This is a genomic window from Cohnella terricola (genome assembly GCF_007786475.1).
Lineage (GTDB): Bacteria > Bacillota > Bacilli > Paenibacillales > Paenibacillaceae > Cohnella > Cohnella terricola.
Genome location: NZ_VNJJ01000004.1, coordinates 89,261 through 105,021, shown reverse-complemented (window position 1 = coordinate 105,021; position 15,761 = coordinate 89,261). Strand labels below are relative to the sequence as shown.

General features: G+C 54.1%; 19 protein-coding genes. 12 read left to right on the top strand and 7 right to left on the bottom strand.

Features of this window, described 5'->3' with window-relative positions; genetic code table 11:
* Nucleotides 1–71 precede the first annotated feature (71 nt).
* Nucleotides 72–1,295: an enolase C-terminal domain-like protein gene (locus FPZ45_RS08460; RefSeq protein WP_144700244.1), complete on the top strand. Its 1,224-nt coding sequence runs from the start codon at nt 72–74 to the stop codon at nt 1,293–1,295.
* A 142-nt stretch (nt 1,296–1,437) separates the two neighbouring features.
* Complete coding sequence (gene trxB, locus FPZ45_RS08455; RefSeq protein WP_144700242.1) at nt 1,438–2,367, top strand: thioredoxin-disulfide reductase; 930 nt, start codon at nt 1,438–1,440, stop codon at nt 2,365–2,367.
* Nucleotides 2,368–2,661: 294 nt separating this feature from the next.
* Here the strand turns inward: trxB and FPZ45_RS25270 are convergent, their stop codons facing one another.
* Nucleotides 2,662–2,817 (bottom strand): hypothetical protein, encoded by a 156-nt coding sequence (locus FPZ45_RS25270; RefSeq protein WP_186438298.1) that lies wholly within the window; start codon nt 2,815–2,817, stop codon nt 2,662–2,664.
* Between the two features lie 261 nt (nt 2,818–3,078).
* Here FPZ45_RS25270 and FPZ45_RS08450 point away from each other — a divergent pair, with 261 nt between their 5' ends.
* Nucleotides 3,079–4,395 carry a phytoene desaturase family protein gene (locus FPZ45_RS08450; RefSeq protein WP_144700240.1) on the top strand — a complete coding sequence of 439 codons (1,317 nt, stop codon included), beginning with the start codon at nt 3,079–3,081 and terminating at the stop codon, nt 4,393–4,395.
* A 30-nt stretch (nt 4,396–4,425) separates the two neighbouring features.
* A complete protein-coding gene (locus tag FPZ45_RS08445; RefSeq protein WP_246120377.1) occupies nt 4,426–5,316 on the top strand; it encodes an RNA polymerase sigma-70 factor in 891 nt (296 codons plus the stop codon).
* Nucleotides 5,317–5,396: 80 nt separating this feature from the next.
* Here FPZ45_RS08445 and FPZ45_RS08440 read toward each other — a convergent pair whose 3' ends face one another.
* The gene (locus tag FPZ45_RS08440) at nt 5,397–6,152 is read right to left on the bottom strand and encodes a winged helix-turn-helix transcriptional regulator (protein WP_186438297.1); all 756 of its coding nucleotides are present in this window, start codon (nt 6,150–6,152) and stop codon (nt 5,397–5,399) included.
* On the bottom strand, nt 6,122–6,526 hold the full coding sequence (locus FPZ45_RS08435) for a Fur family transcriptional regulator (RefSeq protein ID WP_144700236.1): 405 nt from the start codon (nt 6,524–6,526) through the stop codon (nt 6,122–6,124). Before FPZ45_RS08435 ends, FPZ45_RS08440 begins: the two co-directional genes overlap by 31 nt.
* Before the next feature lie 164 nt (nt 6,527–6,690).
* On the opposite strand from FPZ45_RS08435, the gene FPZ45_RS08430 reads away from it, so the two are divergent.
* The 5 genes from FPZ45_RS08430 to corA all read left to right on the top strand — a co-directional run bounded on the left by FPZ45_RS08430 (nt 6,691) and on the right by corA (nt 10,242).
* Nucleotides 6,691–7,236 carry an RNA polymerase sigma factor gene (locus tag FPZ45_RS08430; RefSeq protein ID WP_144700234.1) on the top strand — a complete coding sequence of 182 codons (546 nt, stop codon included), beginning with the start codon at nt 6,691–6,693 and terminating at the stop codon, nt 7,234–7,236.
* Nucleotides 7,223–8,491, top strand: a complete 1,269-nt coding sequence (locus tag FPZ45_RS08425) for a hypothetical protein (RefSeq protein ID WP_144700232.1) — start codon at nt 7,223–7,225, stop codon at nt 8,489–8,491. Before FPZ45_RS08430 ends, FPZ45_RS08425 begins: the two co-directional genes overlap by 14 nt.
* Nucleotides 8,488–8,700, top strand: a complete 213-nt coding sequence (locus FPZ45_RS08420; RefSeq protein ID WP_186438296.1) for a hypothetical protein — start codon at nt 8,488–8,490, stop codon at nt 8,698–8,700. The genes FPZ45_RS08425 and FPZ45_RS08420 overlap by 4 nt, the downstream gene beginning before the upstream one ends.
* Entirely contained in the window at nt 8,687–9,178 is a 492-nt protein-coding gene (locus tag FPZ45_RS08415) for a hypothetical protein (RefSeq protein WP_144700228.1), read from the top strand. The genes FPZ45_RS08420 and FPZ45_RS08415 overlap by 14 nt, the downstream gene beginning before the upstream one ends.
* A gap of 110 nt (nt 9,179–9,288) precedes the next feature.
* A complete protein-coding gene (gene corA / locus FPZ45_RS08410) occupies nt 9,289–10,242 on the top strand; it encodes a magnesium/cobalt transporter CorA (RefSeq protein WP_144700226.1) in 954 nt (317 codons plus the stop codon).
* 80 nt (nt 10,243–10,322) lie between these two features.
* Here corA and FPZ45_RS08405 read toward each other — a convergent pair whose 3' ends face one another.
* Nucleotides 10,323–10,820 carry a YcxB family protein gene (locus FPZ45_RS08405; protein WP_144700224.1) on the bottom strand — a complete coding sequence of 166 codons (498 nt, stop codon included), beginning with the start codon at nt 10,818–10,820 and terminating at the stop codon, nt 10,323–10,325.
* 161 nt (nt 10,821–10,981) lie between these two features.
* Here FPZ45_RS08405 and FPZ45_RS08400 point away from each other — a divergent pair, with 161 nt between their 5' ends.
* Complete coding sequence (locus tag FPZ45_RS08400; RefSeq protein WP_144700222.1) at nt 10,982–12,661, top strand: ribulokinase; 1,680 nt, start codon at nt 10,982–10,984, stop codon at nt 12,659–12,661.
* A 75-nt stretch (nt 12,662–12,736) separates the two neighbouring features.
* On the opposite strand, the gene FPZ45_RS08395 is transcribed toward FPZ45_RS08400, so the two are convergent.
* Complete coding sequence (locus FPZ45_RS08395; RefSeq protein WP_186438295.1) at nt 12,737–13,225, bottom strand: hypothetical protein; 489 nt, start codon at nt 13,223–13,225, stop codon at nt 12,737–12,739.
* Nucleotides 13,226–13,360: 135 nt separating this feature from the next.
* Between FPZ45_RS08395 and FPZ45_RS08390 the strand changes: the two genes are divergently transcribed.
* Both FPZ45_RS08390 and FPZ45_RS08385 read left to right on the top strand, forming a co-directional pair.
* Nucleotides 13,361–13,861 (top strand): hypothetical protein, encoded by a 501-nt coding sequence (locus FPZ45_RS08390; RefSeq protein WP_144700218.1) that lies wholly within the window; start codon nt 13,361–13,363, stop codon nt 13,859–13,861.
* Nucleotides 13,861–14,208: a hypothetical protein gene (locus FPZ45_RS08385; RefSeq protein ID WP_144700216.1), complete on the top strand. Its 348-nt coding sequence runs from the start codon at nt 13,861–13,863 to the stop codon at nt 14,206–14,208. Before FPZ45_RS08390 ends, FPZ45_RS08385 begins: the two co-directional genes overlap by 1 nt.
* A gap of 64 nt (nt 14,209–14,272) precedes the next feature.
* Here FPZ45_RS08385 and FPZ45_RS08380 read toward each other — a convergent pair whose 3' ends face one another.
* A complete protein-coding gene (locus tag FPZ45_RS08380; RefSeq protein ID WP_144700215.1) occupies nt 14,273–15,088 on the bottom strand; it encodes a DUF4367 domain-containing protein in 816 nt (271 codons plus the stop codon).
* Complete coding sequence (locus FPZ45_RS08375; RefSeq protein ID WP_144700213.1) at nt 15,081–15,656, bottom strand: RNA polymerase sigma factor; 576 nt, start codon at nt 15,654–15,656, stop codon at nt 15,081–15,083. The genes FPZ45_RS08380 and FPZ45_RS08375 overlap by 8 nt, the downstream gene beginning before the upstream one ends.
* Between the last annotated feature and the right edge of the window lie 105 nt (nt 15,657–15,761).

The window sequence follows — 15,761 nt, the reverse complement described above, 5'->3', positions numbered from 1 at the left end:
TCGAGAGAGGGATGGGCGCAACGGCTGCAGTCCGGCCGCTGCGGCCGTCCCTTGACTAAAGGAGCTTGGACATGGCAAAGATCAAGAAGGTAGAATGCATTCGTACGAGAAAAGACGGAGTATGGACGATCGTTAAGGTGACGACGGACCAGGACGGTCTCTACGGAATCGGCTCCGTGTCTGACATGTACAATCCGGAGGCGGTCGTGCAGATCGTCGAGCAGCTTCTCGCCCCGGTCATCGTCGGCAAGGACGCCGCCAACATCGAGGACCTGTGGAATACGATGAGCCTAAGCGGATATTGGCGAAATGGCGCCTTGCTCCAGACGGCGATCGGTGGAATCGATATGGCGCTGTGGGACATTAAGGGCAAAGAGGCGGGCCTTCCCGTCTACATGCTGCTCGGCGGGGCATGCCGTTCCGCGGTTCCGTGTTACGGCCACGCCGGAGGACGGGACATTGCGGAATTGAAAGAGGATGTGTATCGTTTCATCGAGGAAGGCTATACGGTCGTTCGCTGCCAACTCGGTGGCTACGGCGGCGGAGGATTCCTGACCGGCCCGGAGGCGAAGCTTCCTGTCAACGCCTGGAAAACCGACGGGGTGTTCGACGAGCACGTCTACCTGAACGCCATCCCCCATATGTTCGAGCAGCTTCGGATGACGTTCGGCCCGGAAGTCAAGTTCACGCACGACGTGCACGAGCACGTCTCACCGATCGTTGCCATTCAGTTGGCCAAGCGGTTGGAACCTTACGGCCTATTTTATTTGGAGGACGCGCTGCCGCCCGAGCAGATCGGATGGTACCGGCAGATGCGCCAACAGGCCGCGACTCCACAAGCGGTCGGAGAGCTGTTCTCGAATCCGCACGAATGGACGCAGCTCGTCTCGGAGCGTCTGATCGACTTCATCCGCGTTCGCGTATCCAAGGCGGGCGGCATCAGCGCCTGCCGCAAGATCGCGGCCTTGTGCGAAGCGTTCGGCGTTCGTACCGCTTGGCAGGAGGGCGGGGAGAACGATCCTGTCAACCAGGCGGCGGGTGTCCATCTGGACATGGCGATCTGGAACTTCGGCATCCAAGAGATCAACCACTTCCGACCGGAAGAGCGGGAGGCGTTCCCGGGCGCGATCGAGCGCAAGGGCGGGTACCTGTACGTCAACGATAAGCCGGGCCTCGGCATTGACCTGGACGAAGCGAAGGCCGCGCAGTTACTCGGGGACGGCTGGTCCCGCAAGAGCTACCACCAACCGTACAAGCTGGACCGCAAAGCCGACGGTACTCTCGTTAGACCGTAGCGATGAAAGCAGAGGGATAGAATAGCGATATCATCTTCGCCTTCATGAAACCTTCATATAATTTTCATCATACCTTCATGATGCTTCGGCGCATGAATGGTATGATTTTTTATATTAGGCCATCTATAAGGAGAAGATCGATATGCATAAAACGATTATTATCGGTACCGGCCCTGCCGGATTGACCGCCGCAATCTACTTGGCTCGCGCCAACCTGAACCCGCTCGTGATCGAAGGACCGGAACCGGGCGGACAATTGACGACGACGACGGAAGTCGAGAACTTCCCGGGTTTCCCGGAAGGAATCATGGGTCCGGAACTGATGGCGAACATGCGCAAGCAAGCCGAACGGTTCGGCGCAGAATTCCGTTCCGGCTGGGTTAACAGCGTGGACATGTCCGAGCGTCCGTTTAAGCTTTCCGTGGAAGGGTTGGGCGAATTGACGGCAGAGACGCTGATTATTTCGACGGGCGCATCGGCTAAATATCTCGGCATTCCGGGGGAAAAGGATAACGTCGGACGTGGCGTCAGCACTTGCGCGACCTGCGACGGATTTTTCTTCCGCAACAAAAAAATTATCGTGGTGGGCGGGGGAGACTCCGCGATGGAGGAAGCGCATTTCTTGACGCGTTTCGCGTCGGAAGTCGTTCTCGTCAACCGCCGAAACGAGCTGCGCGCTTCGAAAATCATGCAGGACCGCGCGCGGAGCAATCCGAAAATCAGCTGGAGCCTCAACCGGACGCCGCTTGAAGTCGCTAGCGGACCGCTTGGCGTCACCGGCTTGAAAGTAAGAAACAACGAAACGGGCGAGGAAGAAACGATCGCTACGGACGGCCTGTTCGTCGCGATCGGCCATACGCCGAACACGAAGTTTCTCGGCGGACAACTCGAAACCGACGAAACCGGCTATTTGATCGTCAAGCCGGGATCGACGGAGACGAACGTTCCGGGCGTCTTCGCTTGCGGAGACGTGCAAGACAACAAATATCGCCAAGCGATCAGCGCGGCGGGAACGGGCTGCATGGCCGCGCTCGATTGCGAACGGTTCCTCGAGAACGCGGGAGGGCACTAAGTCGCCCATCTACGCTTAATGGCGCTAACGGATCCCACAGCCCTTAATTTCATGCAAAAGGCTGATCTGAAATTCTAACGGACTCCATAGCCTCTATTTCCCGAAATCGGCAGCAAAAGTAATGTTTTTCCGGGAATAGCGTCATCTGTGTCCGTAAAAAATGAAAGAACCCATTTTACAATGAATAGCGTCTGTGAAGTCCGTTAGGGAGTTTGCAGTTGGAATCGTCGTTCAAATATAATCCCCGTCTCTAAGGCATGGCAATAAGCCGCCTGAGCGACGGGGATTTATTTTTTAGTGATCCGGTTCTTCGGCGGTTTCGCACGCTTGTTCCAATGCAGATTGAAACTCCTCTTCGTTCTCCGAAGCGAGCTTGTCTCCGAATTGACCAAGCTGGCTAGGGCTGCTGGCTGGTCCGTCGTTGTCCGGCTTATTGTTCCGTCCTGCCATCTCGATCATCCCCTCCTTGTCTATTTCTTTCCGGAGCTATGGTTGCCCTTTTTGTCGGAAGTTTTCGTTCGGGTATTCTGGGTTGCATGGCCTTGCTGCTTGGACATCGTTCAAGCCTCCTTTTGCTATGGAATAGGTTTACTTTGCGCGCGTTTGCGCATCACGATTCAAGTTTTTTCGATTTTTTCGTTTGACGTTGTCACAAAACCGTTCCCCTTCACGACTTAAGTTCGAAAACTCATATCACGGAGGTTGAGGGGAATGAAACTTTACGATGCGGCTATTATCGGCGGCGGGTTGGCGGGATTGATCGCGACGATCGAACTGGCCGAAGCGGGCAAATCCGTCGTCTTATTGGAGAAATCGGGAAGTTCGTTGGGCGGAAGGGCGGCGACTCAAAATAAGGACGGCGTTCTGTTTAATCTTGGCGGGCATGCGCTTTATCTTGGCGGGGTTGCCGACCGGTTATTCGAACGATACAGCTTGGCATTGACGGGGAGCAAACCGTCGACGAAAGGTTTGGCCATATGGAACGGGAAGCTGGCTTCGTTGCCCGGCGATCCGAAGAGCTTGCTGTCTTCGGAACTTCTCGGCTGGTCGAGCAAAGCCAAGCTGATCTCTTTATTTGCCAAGCTATATAGATTAAATCCGGTCGAAATTCCGCGCGGAAGCTTAAGGGAATGGGCGGAAGCCGAGATTCGAGACCCGATGGTTCGCCATATTTTCTACGCTCTGTGCCGCACCGCGACGTACTCGCAAGACCCCGACGGCCAACTGGCCGGGCCGACCTTGGGAATGGTTCAACGCGCTCTGAAATCTGGGGTGAAATACTTGGACGGCGGCTGGCAGACGATCGTCGATCGGCTGCGGGACAAAGCCATTCGTTCTGGCGCGGAGATACGAACCGGCCGTTTCGTCCAAGAGATCGTGTATGTAGAAGGAGAGGTAAAGGGCGTTGTATGCGCGGACGGAGAACGGGTAGAGGCTAGGAATGTCGTCAGCACGGCTTCTCCGGCTCTGACGTACGGGATGGTCGCGGGTGCGGAAAATACCGTTCTGCGCAGGTGGAAGGAAGAGGCCAAGCCGTCGCTGGTCGCGAGCTTGGATCTCGCTTTGCGACGCTTGCCATCGGCTGACCGTCATTTGGCCATCGGCATAGATCAACCTGTATTTTTCTCGAATCATTCAAGGGCCGCTAGACTTAGCGATAATGGTACAATAGTGATGCATCTGACGAAATACAGCGGGGCGTCCCAGCAAGATCCGAAGGCGGACGAGAAGCTGCTGGAACAAACAATGAGCTTGCTGCATCCGGGTTGGGAGAAGGAAGTCGTTTCCCGCCGGTTCTTGCCCAATATGACCGTTGTCCACGACTACCCGCATATGGGAAGATCGACTTTCGAAGTCGGGCCGGTCGTGCCGGAGATCAAGGGATTGTACGTAGCCGGCGATTGGGCCGGGCATGGGGAGATGCTGGTCGACGCCGCGGCGGCAAGCGCCATAAGAGCGGCCGAGCAGATCGTCGCAGCCGATCGGATTGCGGGTGCGCGCGAGCCGGCGGCGTTCGTACGGGCATGATAGAACCGAAACCGATGGGAGGCGACTCTATTGGAACAGGCGACGGAACCGCTCTATTTGAAATACAAGCCGCTCATGTTCTCGATAGCTTACCGTATGCTGGGCAACGTCGAGGATGCGGAAGATATCGTTCAGGAAGCGTTCTTGGCCTGGAGCGAGGGACAACGGGAGCAGATTCGCAACAGCAAAGCGTACTTATGCAAAATAGTCGCGAATCGCTGCATTGACCGTATTCGGGCTTCCATTAAGACCAGGGAATCCTATGTCGGCCCATGGCTCCCTTCACCGTTCTTGGAGGAGGAGTCTAGTTTATTCGACGGACCCGCGGAGTCTTATCTTCATAAAGAGTCGCTATCGACGGCCTACTTGCTGCTTCTGCAACAGCTGACTTGGGCGGAAAGGGCCGTATTTATCCTTAGGGAAGTTCTGCAATTCGACTACGACGAGATAGCCGACATTGTGGGCAAGAGCAGCGCCAATTGCCGCCAGATCTTCCGCCGCGCGCGCGGAGCGATCTCCGGGCTGGCGGGCTCCGCGGCATCGGCGCCGCTCAAGCCGGAAGCGTTGCGGGAGAAGGTCGAACAATTCGTGAACGCGATCATGTCGGGGAATACCGGGCAATTGGTCGGAATGCTGAAGGCGGACGCGACCATGTATTCCGACGGCGGAGGGAAAGTTACGGCCGCCGTCCGCCCCATCCAGGGAGTGGAACGCGTCGTTCCGTTCCTGCTCGGGGTTGCCGGCAAAATTCCGCCCGGTTTTGCTTATCGGATTGCCGCCGTTAACGGGCAGACGGGTATCGTCTGTTATTCCGAGGGGGTCCCGATCAACGTCTTTACATTCCGGGCGGAGGGGGATTTGATCTCCGAAATCTATATCGTATTGAATCCGGATAAGATTAGCCACATTCGGAAGCTATAAAGCATAATGTAAGGACTCCGCTTGATTTTGAACATGAGTAGCCAAATCGAAAGCCCGTCGGGATGTCCGGCGGGCTTTCCTCAATCGTCGGCAAGGCGATAACCGGCGCCTCTTACGGTCGCGATATAACGCGGCTGCTTCGGATCGTCGTTCAATTTGCTGCGCAAGCTGCGGATGTGCACGTCGATCGCGTTGCTGCCTCCGAAATACGATTCTCCCCAGACTTCGTTCATCAGTTCTTGACGGGTCATCACTTTGCCGTCTCCAGCTAAGATCGCCCTGAGCAGGTCGTATTCCGTCTTCGTCAAGTCGACTCTCGTGCCGCCGCGAGTAACGGTCATACGATCAGGATCGAGCACGATATCCTTGAACGATAGATTCCGCAATACCTCGGGGAGTGGAGGATACTGGATCGACAGCTGCTGGATTTTGGCGATCACGTCATTGATCGGACCCGGCCACTTCACGGTTTCCTCTCCCGGACGAGAACCGGAGGCTGTATCGTTCACGAGCGCGAGAACGGGCGAAGAACCGTCCGCCTGCCATGCGGTGGCGGAGGAAACGGGATGCTCAACCGTCCGGTCTATGACCACGATCGTTCCTTGAATCATGCTAAGCAGCGGATCGTCGGCGTGGTGCAGCAACAGAACGTCGTAACATCTTTGGGCGAGCTCGGCAACCAACGTTCTCAGAGCGGCGGGGCGAGGGCTGACGATCAGAATACGGTTCGTGATTTCGCAGAAATCCCCAGGGCCGGGCATTGGCGCGGACGGAACGAAGTCGTTAGGCGTCATGGTGTCATCGGTTATCGAGCGGACTTGTTCGCGCTGCTGCATGACTTGCACACTCCTTTGAACAGATACTGCTCTTCTGTAATGTCGTAACCCGTCTGCCTCGAGATGGTTTGCAGCCATTCAGGCGGCGTTTCGACGAACACTTCGTCGACTTTGCCGCAGGAGGTGCAGACGATATGCTGGTGGTCATCGGTCCGTGCGTCGTATCGGCTGGCGTCTCCTTCGAGTTTTAGCTCATGAATGAGACCTTCCTCCGTCAAATATTTTAGCGTATTATATACGGTCGCATAAGCGAAATTGTGTCCCGCGGCTTTCAGTCTCTCGATTATATCGGATGCCGTAGGATGATCGTCGGTCGCCGTAAGAAGATCGTAGATCGTCTTGCGCTGTACGGTCATGGCGCCCGCTTTTCTCATAACGATCATCCTCCTTTTATTTAGAATTAGTTTAAGTTTAATGATATTCTGCTCAAGTGTCAATGTTGCCCAAGGTGATCGGGCTCGCCATTTTATTTGGGTAAATCGAAACAAATCGGGAACCTTTTGCGCGATTCTTTGTCTAATTAATTGAGGTGAGCGGAATGGCGCACGATTATTTGAAGTACGTTTCCAGTATACAGTCCGCTTCTCTGCACGATTTGATGCAGGAGCATGGGCAGGAGGTATGGAATTACGCATACCTGTTAACCAAGAACAGTCATGTCTCCGACGACATCGCTCAGGAAGTATTTTTGCAGGCTTTCCTGCACATTTCCTCGTTCCGCGGACAATCATCAGTTCGAACCTGGCTGTTCTCCATTGCACGAAATGCGGCTTTCAACTACAAAAAATCCGCATTCATACGCAAGGTAACGCTGCTTGATTTCCTATACCCGGTCGCCAGCCTTCCATCGGCGGAAGAGCAGTACTTGAATCGGGCTTATACGGACTCCATATGGGAGCTTGTGATGAAGCTTCCCCCGAAATTCCGGGAGGTTTTGATTCTCGACGCTTGCTATGAAATGCCTCTAGCAGAGATTGCGTTGTTGCTGCGCCTATCGATCGGGACCGTAAAGTCTAGGCTGCACAGGGCCAGAGCCAAAATGAAGACGTATTTAAAGGAGGTGGAGAACCGTGAAGGATCGTAAACCGGATTGGTACGAAAGATTGAAAAACGGTCCTTTCAGGGAAGACGCCTTCGGCTCAGACCAACAGCGGGAAGTGGAAGTCCGAGCGCAGTCGGGCGGGAAATTAAAGCGTAGAAGGCGTTTGAACGGAAAGGCAGCGGCGCTGATGGCCGCCTGCCTGATCGTCGCGCTCGTGGCAATTGCTGCGCTGAGTCAGCCGTTTAGTTCTGACCGCCAAGCGAGCGTCGGAGGGGGGAGCGAGGAAGAGCAGATGATGACGGGCCAATTTGCGATGGATCATCTGCAGGTCGGAATGTCGCAGGAGGAGGTCCTGCAGCTGTACGGCGACGATAACGAAGGTCAGTCTGTCAACCGGGATTTTCAGCAGGGGCACAAGGAAGATCCAAACGACATGTCGACCTGGAACGCCGTCGATCTGTGGCGCTACGATTACGGCGTCCGCAACGGGTATCAAGTAAAGCGGGGGGACGGGACCCAGGATCCGGAAGGGGGATTCGATCTCTACGGCATCCGCAACGGTGAGATCCAATCGCAGTTGATTATCTATTGGAGAGACAGGAAGTTGGAGCGCGCCATCGTCAAAATGAATGCCGGAGATGGGGCCATCGGCACGATGCAGATCGGGCCGGCCGTCGCGGAAGCGCCGCCCACGGACCCGCCGCCCGCCGACGATCCTCCGGCCGAACCGGATTTGCCTATTCCTAACGAGGGAGTGCGGGCCGTCGGGGACGCCTCCAGCGGACAATTCCAACTGCGGCCCCGGAAGGACGGGGAAGAGAAAATACAGATGTTGGGCGCGCCGAGCTGTCTCGGCCAGGAGACGGATGTCCAGTTATTGGGGGACTACGATCTGTTCCTCGTTCGCCCATCCGGAGAAGAGACGCTCGTGCAGAGATTCGAGCAGTTGGAGATGATTCGGCGTGGGAACGATGCCGCTGAGTTTACGAAGCTGGATTTTCCGAATATCGAAATGTTTTTGTTCTTCCCGCGCTATACGGACTGCCATGGCTTGGAATTCTACGCTTATGGCATTGACAAAGTAACCGGCGAAGCGTCGAACTATACGTTCAGGGACGGCGAGACGGACTTTCCCAATTGGGTGACGTCAACGGTGGACTTGCCTCGGGCTTCCGAAGGCAAGCTGATTGTCGAAGGGGGCAGATGGGCCGGGCAAGATAACGCAACCCGATCTATTTTCGTACCGGATTCGGGAAAACATGAGTGGGTTTTGGAAAGCGAAGAGCGGATTCCTTGATCGTCAAGGAGTCCGTTTTGCTTTGTCCGGTTTTTGTGCTGAAGTCGCGCTCTAACGGACCGGCAGACCGTAAGAGAGGTGAGTTGCCGGGTTTGGTGCGCTCTAACGGTCAGGCAGACCGTAAGGGAGGCGAGTTACCGGGTTTGGCGCGCTCTAACGGTCCGGCAGACCGTAAGAGAGGCGAGTTGCTGGGTTTTGGCACGCTCTAACGGTCTGGCAGACCGTAAGGGAGAAGAGTTGCCGGGTTTGGCATGCTCTAACGGTCCGGCAGACCGTATGAGAGGCGAGTTGCTGGGTTTGGCGCGCTCTAACGGTCAGGCAGACCGTAAGAGAGACGAGTTACCGGGTTTGGTGCGCTCTAACGGTCTAGCAGACCGTATGAGAGGCGAGTTGCTGGGTTTGGCGCGCTCTAACGGTCAGGCAGACCGTAAGAGAGACGAGTTACCGGGTTTGGCGCGCACTAACGGTCCGGCAGACCGTAAGGGAGGCGAGTTACCGGGTTTGGCGCGCTCTAACGGTCTAGCAGACCGTAAGAGAGGCGAGTTACCGGGTTTGGCGCGCTCTAACGGTCCGGCAGACCGTAAGGGAGGTGAGTTGCCGGGTTTGGCGCGCTCTAACGGTCCGGCAGACCGTAAGAGAGGCGAGTTACCGGGTTTGGAGCGCTCTAACGGTCCGGCAGACCGTTAGAGAGACGAGTTACCGGGTTTGGTGCGCTCTAACGGTCTAGCAGACCGTATGAGAGGCGAGTTGCCATTTCTATCCGCGTCTGGGCATAATGGACGAAAGAGGTGAGGCTATTGCTGCGGGTTTTGGCGGTTACGGACGATCGGGAATTGTTGACGGACGTTCCTTTGCATAACTTGACGGACCTCAACATCAAGTGGTTCTGGGTCGATTTCGAATGTCCGAATGAAGATGAGATCAAACTTTTGGACAGCTACTTTCATTTTCACCCTCTCGCAATCGAAGACTGCTTGCACCTTCTTCAACGGCCTAAAGTCGATCATTATGAGGATACGCACTTTTTCGTCCTTCATGCTCTTCATCCGGAAACACTCAAAGCCGATGAAGTGGACATTTTTCTCGGCCCGAGAGGGATCGTCACGTTTCACTTGGCGCCTTCGCAGGAGGTCGACGAGTCTTGGAGAAAGATGCAGGATCGGAATCTCCACCAAAACAAGGACCATAACTATGTCGCTTACCTGATCGTGGACAAGCTCGTCGACAATTATTTTCCGACATTGTATAAGATCGAAGACCAATTGAATGATATCGAGGATCAAGAAGAGGAGCGCAGGGATTTGCAGGAGATGACGGAGCAAATCTACGACATCCGGCACGATCTGCTGCGAATTCGGCGCACGGTCATCCCGATGCGGGATTTGCTGTACAGAATGATCAATTCGGATAAAATCCCCGGCGTCAAAGAGGAGCACGCATACTTCATGGATATCTACGATCATCTGCTTAAACTGTCCGAGATGATCGAATCGAACCGGGAAATGACCGCCGATCTCAGGGATAGTTACGATTCCTTGCGCTCCAACAGAATGAACTCGATTATGAAAACATTGACGGTCATGACGACGATCTTCATGCCTCTGACTTTTATCGCGGGCGTATACGGAATGAATTTCGTCAACATGCCGGAATTAGAATGGCATCCGGCGTATTACGTCGTTCTCGGCATCATGCTGTCGCTTGGTGTCGGGATGTATGTGTGGTTTAAACGCAAGGGGTGGTTTGATTGAAGAGGCAAAAAAACAAGCCGTCTCCCGGACCAATTCTTTTCGGTCGGTAGACGGCTTGTTTGGCATACTTTGTCGATGGATTATCGGATGAGCCCTTGGCGAATCGGGCGATGTCGGCTGGCGATCTCCCTGAATCGTTCTTCCTGGGCTTTATCGGCAAACTGGTCTTTCGGTGCGACCCAGAATTGGTCGTTGTCCAGGAACAAATAGTAGAATCTGTTTGTCTCCCATACTTTCCGGATATCGCTCCACGCGGCTTGAGAATCGAGGTCTTCGGATTTCAGGCGAAGATCCGTCTCCCCGATGGACAAGGTAAACGGTTTGTTATACCTGGAGTCGCTCGCGAACCTTGCGGGCTGCACGACACAAGTGAGGTAGTAGGTGACGGCGAGAAGGAGCAGCACGATCAGGGCGATCCACAGCAACTTGGCGTTGGAAGAGTTGAAGTACAGAATCAGTTCCGCCAAAGCGATAGCCGCTCCGAGCCCGTTCGAGATCCAAAATTTCAAAGAATTGTGATGGAAGCCCCTAATGGCTTTCGTCATGTATTCGCTGTATTTATAAGTGATGTCGATCAATGGGGGAGTTCCTCCTTGGATGATTCATAATAACAAACTATATCATATTTTGAACGGGTCATAACTACAAGTTGTCCCCTATGGTATAGTTATGAAAATACCTATAGGAACGATTAAAATATGCAATTATAAATCCTTCCGGAATCAGGAGGCGTATAGGCATGAGCCAGAAGTATGCTATCGGGGTCGATTACGGAACGCAATCAGGTCGCGCCGTTCTTGTGGATTTGTCGAATGGGAACGAGATCGCCGACCACGTGACGCCTTATCCTCATGGAGTCATCGACGAAACGCTGCCGACGTCCGGACAACCGCTCGGGCACGATTGGGCGCTGCAGCATCCGGACGATTACATCGAGGTGCTTCGTCGTTCGATTCCTGCCGTGCTTCGGCAATCCGGCGTCGATCCGTCCAATGTTATCGGGCTGGGAATCGACTTTACCGCATGCACGATATTACCCGTCGACGCTCAGGGAGTTCCGCTATGCTTCAACCCGGAATGGAAACATAATCCCCACGGTTGGGTTAAGCTGTGGAAACACCACGCCGCGCAGGACGAGGCGGATCGGCTGAATGCGATCGCGGCTGAACGCGGAGAGAAGTTCTTGCCCCGCTATGGCGGGAAAATTTCTTCCGAGTGGATGGTCGCGAAAATATGGCAAATCGTCGACGAAGCGCCCGAAGTATTCGAATCGGCGGATTTGTTTACGGAAGCGGCTGATTGGGTCGTCTGGCAGCTGACCGGGGAATTCGTTCGCAATAGCTGTACGGCAGGATATAAGGCAATCTGGCACAAGCAGGACGGCTATCCGGACAAGGCATTTTTCCGCGCGCTCGATCCGCTGCTCGAGAATCTGACGGAGACGAAGCTCCGCGGAGAGATTGTTCCTCTCGGAACGAAAGCCGGAGAATTAACGGAAGAGATGGCGAAATTGACGGGCCTGAATGCGGGTACGGCGATCGCAGTCGGCAACGTGGACGCGCATGTGGCCGTTCCGGCCGTCGGCGTCGTGACTCCGGGCAAGTTGGTTATGGCGATGGGGACATCGATTTGCCATATGCTGCTTGGCGAAGAGGAAGTACACGTCGAGGGAATGTGTGGTGTCGTCGAGGACGGCATCATCCCGGGTTATCTCGGTTACGAGGCAGGGCAATCCGCCGTCGGCGACATTTTCGAATGGTTCGTTGAGGAAGCGGTACCCGCGTACGTGAAGGTAGCCGCCGAGAATGCAGGCGTCGGCGTTCACCAATGGTTGACGGAACGGGCGGCGGAGTATAAACCGGGAGAAACCGGATTGCTCGCGCTCGATTGGTGGAACGGCAACCGTTCGGTGCTCGTGAACGCGAATCTGACGGGGTTGATCGTCGGCTACACGCTGCTCACGAAGCCGGAAGAGGTGTATCGCACATTACTGGAAGCTACGGCGTTCGGCACGCGCAAAATTATCGACGCGTTCCACCAGAGCGGGGTACCGGTAGAAGAAGTATATGCCTGCGGCGGGCTGCCACAGCACAACTCGCTTCTAATGCAGATCTACGCGGATGTCACGAACAGGGAGATCAAAGTGGCGGACTCGAAGCAGACGCCGGCCGTCGGCGCGGCGATGTTCGGCGCAGTCGCCGCCGGAAGCGCTAGAGGCGGATACGATAGCATCGTAGACGCGGCGCTGGCGATGGCGCGCGTGCGCGAAGAGACGTTTAAGCCGGTTCCCGAGAACGTGGCAGTCTACGAGAAGCTCTATCAAGAGTACAGCCTGCTGCACGATTATTTCGGACGGGGAGGAAGCGGCGTCATGAAGCGGCTGAAGGAGCTGAAAGACGAAGTTTCACGCGAAGACTGATCCGTAGAATGCAAAATGAAGAAAACCGCTATTTCATAAATGGTTGCTCGTTGCTTCCGTTTTCGAAATAGCGGTTTATTTTTGCGAATTTTTGTTAAAGTGGTCTACAACGGTCTGGCAGACCGTTAAATCCGCCGAAACCTCGTTCGCGAGCTCTGCAACGGTCTGGCAGACCGTTACACCCGCCGAAACCTCGTTCGCGAGCTCTGTAACGGTCCGGCAGACCGTTACACCCGCCGAAACCTCGTTCGCGAGTTCTACAACGGTCTGGGAGACCGTTACACCCGCCGAAACCTCGTTCGCGAGTTCTACAACGGTCCGGCAGACCGTTAAATCCGCCGAAACCTCGTTCGCGAGCTCTGTAACGGTCTGGGAGACCGTTACACCCGCCGAAACCTCGTTCGAGAGTTCTATAACGGTCTGGCAGACCGTTACACCCGCCGAAACCTCGTTCGCGAGCTCTGTAACGGTCCGGCAGACCGTTACACCCGCCGAAACCTCGTTCGCGAGTTCTACAACGGTCTGGGAGACCGTAGCAGCCGTCAAAACCCCGACCACAGACACTCTAACGGCCTAGCAGACCGTTACACCCGCCCCCTCGTCGAAAAAATTTAAAAAAACTCGAAATTTGTTGCAACCTTTTCCAATCTCGCGTGTGTTTATAGTGAACAACAATGAAAGAGGAAGGTTGATGACTCTATGAGAAGAAATAAAATCGTAAAAACGGTCTTGGGTTTAGTAGCGATAATCGCGATGGCTGGTACCGCGTTCGGGTATTCCGGGAGCGTCGCCCGCGCTGAGGACGCCCAACCGACTGCAGCGCAGCCGTTCGCGCTGACCCCCGCTCCGTCGAACGCTCCGTTCAGCGCTTTTGATCCGAAGCACAAGTTTTTAGGTAACGGGCTGAGTTCGATAACGGCAAGCAAAGGAAAAGTCACCGTTAACGCAACGACGACCGCAAACCAGGTCGTAGATTCGATCGGCATTACTTTTTACGTCCAGAAGTGGAACGGAAGCTCATGGGATAACGTAGGTTCGGGATCTACGAGTGGGGACAATTCCATCTCCTATTATTCGACGACTTTCAGCAAAACGGTAGATGCGGGTTACTATTATCGTGCCAGGACGATCCATTGGATCATCCATAACGGGGTGTACGAAGACGGAGAAGTGATTACAAGCTCAGTTCTGGGAATATAATGCTCGGAGTAAGCGATTGGATCAAAGAGGCGCATCCTCAACCTGATGTGATGGGTTTTCCTGCGGCCACGCTGACTTCGATTACGTTTCACAAGCAAATCAACCGGAATACGTTAACTGAGAGGAATATTCTAATTCTGGATGGAAACAACGGCGGCAGATTAATCTCCAGCCGGTTTTTGTACCGTTACGAAGCGGATACGAAGACATTGATTATCTACTTGAAGGAAGATTCCGATCGTCTCGATTCTAACCATATGATCGAGATCATTATGACGGGCAGAATCTCGGACGTTCGCAATCGGAAAATGGAAGTCCCGTACCATCTCCGTATTACGACCCGCTGATTCTCAGGAACAAACAAGGTTGGCCGACATACATCGGCCAACCTTGTTTTGTAGAGGTGAGAGGTTACTCGTGACGCATGCTTACTCGCAGCTTTTCGAGAATGTCGATCAGTTCGTCGCTGTTCATAGATCCGTTTATGGAAATCAGAATATCGTTCGAGACGCTTTCAATCGTGCTGCTATTGTCCGCCTCCATGACGAGCGTCGCGGAGCTACCGTCTACCAATTGTTTGACGGTTACCCCATCTCTGGTATTTTTGGCACCAAATCCACTGTCGCGGTTCATTCTTTGCATGACGAGCATCAACATCGATCGGCGGTCGGACGCGAAGGCAAAGATGACTTGATCCGCTTTTTCCCGATTGTCATAGAAGTATAACGTCGCTTTATCTAATGAGTAGCCATCGGGCAAGAAGCCGAAAGCGGGCGCTCGAAACGAAAGCAGGCTGCGCGCTTGAGCTTCCGTGACGGTTGCCTTCAGAGTCGTTTCGTTTATTCTCTCGTAAGACAACCCTTCCAAATATCCGGGCGGAGCTTCGGTTTTCGCCTTGGCGGCGTGGCCGTCATCGTTCCGGCCGAAGAAAAAGCTAACGATACCCGAAGGATATTCTATTAAGGATGCATATATAGGTTCAATGGCTCTGGCTGCCCTGTCGTTGCCGAAAATAACAGCCCCAAGAATAAGAGCCGACGCGATCGTCGCGAACTTGGCTAATCTGGAGCGAATGATCTTGCTCCTCCGTTGCGCCGACAAGCGCTTACGAACCCGAAGCCAAGAAGGACGGTGGTCGATCGCATAATCGCTTCGGCCCTGCTGGCGGGAGGTTTCGGCCTCTTCGAACGCGGCGTCGAACAATTGATCGAACTGCGCGTTATTCATCTCGATTCCCCCATTCCTTGAACAGCTTTTTTTTCAAAAAACTTCGGGCCCTGTGCAGTTTATGTTTAACCGCCACTTCGGTCTCTTGAATCTCGACGGCGATTTCTTTGTAGGACAAACCTTTTTTCCACTTGAGTTCGATTAACGCACGTTGCTCGGGGGGCATGCCCATCAGATGGCGGGAAATTTGCTCTTCCAAAGATTTGGCCACGACCTCCTGCTCAACCGATGCGGTGGCGGCCTGCATGCCCGTAGTTCCGTCCAAGACGTGCTCGATGCTGATGTCGTTGCGGCTTCTTTTCGTTTTGCGTATGTAATTAATCGTTAGGTTTCTGGCAACAACTTTAATCCAGGCTTTCATATGTTCTTCGTTCTGAGCGGCAGGGCTTTTGCTTAACGTGGTCATGAACGCTTCCTGAATGATATCTTCCGTAGCCGAGTGATCGTTCAGCATATACATGACCGGTTTATAAAGAAAATGGAAAAACTCCCGGTATATTTCTTCCTGAAGAGTTTGATTAAGCGTATGGAAGTTGGAACCGAGCAATAGCAGCAAATTCGGTTGCATACGAAAGATTCACCCTATTCCGCAGGCATGTGATCAATGAAGTAAAACAATGGTTTTCTCTTCCAGTGTAGTCGAAATGCGCGGCCTAGAGAAGCTTATTTTATT

Bases quoted from the DNA above. Each gene is read 5' to 3' on its own strand.
- FPZ45_RS08450 (WP_144700240.1), top strand. From the start codon at position 3,079: ATGAAACTTTACGATGCGGCTATTATCGGCGGCGGGTTGGCGGGATTG.
- FPZ45_RS08385 (WP_144700216.1), top strand. From the start codon at position 13,861: ATGCTCGGAGTAAGCGATTGGATCAAAGAGGCGCATCCTCAACCTGAT.
- FPZ45_RS08400 (WP_144700222.1), top strand. From the start codon at position 10,982: ATGAGCCAGAAGTATGCTATCGGGGTCGATTACGGAACGCAATCAGGT.
- FPZ45_RS08430 (WP_144700234.1), top strand. From the start codon at position 6,691: ATGGCGCACGATTATTTGAAGTACGTTTCCAGTATACAGTCCGCTTCT.
- FPZ45_RS08380 (WP_144700215.1), bottom strand. From the start codon at position 15,088: ATGAATAACGCGCAGTTCGATCAATTGTTCGACGCCGCGTTCGAAGAG.
- FPZ45_RS08375 (WP_144700213.1), bottom strand. From the start codon at position 15,656: ATGCAACCGAATTTGCTGCTATTGCTCGGTTCCAACTTCCATACGCTT.
- FPZ45_RS08390 (WP_144700218.1), top strand. From the start codon at position 13,361: ATGAGAAGAAATAAAATCGTAAAAACGGTCTTGGGTTTAGTAGCGATA.
- trxB (WP_144700242.1), top strand. From the start codon at position 1,438: ATGCATAAAACGATTATTATCGGTACCGGCCCTGCCGGATTGACCGCC.
- FPZ45_RS08440 (WP_186438297.1), bottom strand. From the start codon at position 6,152: ATGCAGCAGCGCGAACAAGTCCGCTCGATAACCGATGACACCATGACG.
- FPZ45_RS08460 (WP_144700244.1), top strand. From the start codon at position 72: ATGGCAAAGATCAAGAAGGTAGAATGCATTCGTACGAGAAAAGACGGA.
- FPZ45_RS08435 (WP_144700236.1), bottom strand. From the start codon at position 6,526: ATGAGAAAAGCGGGCGCCATGACCGTACAGCGCAAGACGATCTACGAT.
- FPZ45_RS25270 (WP_186438298.1), bottom strand. From the start codon at position 2,817: ATGGCAGGACGGAACAATAAGCCGGACAACGACGGACCAGCCAGCAGC.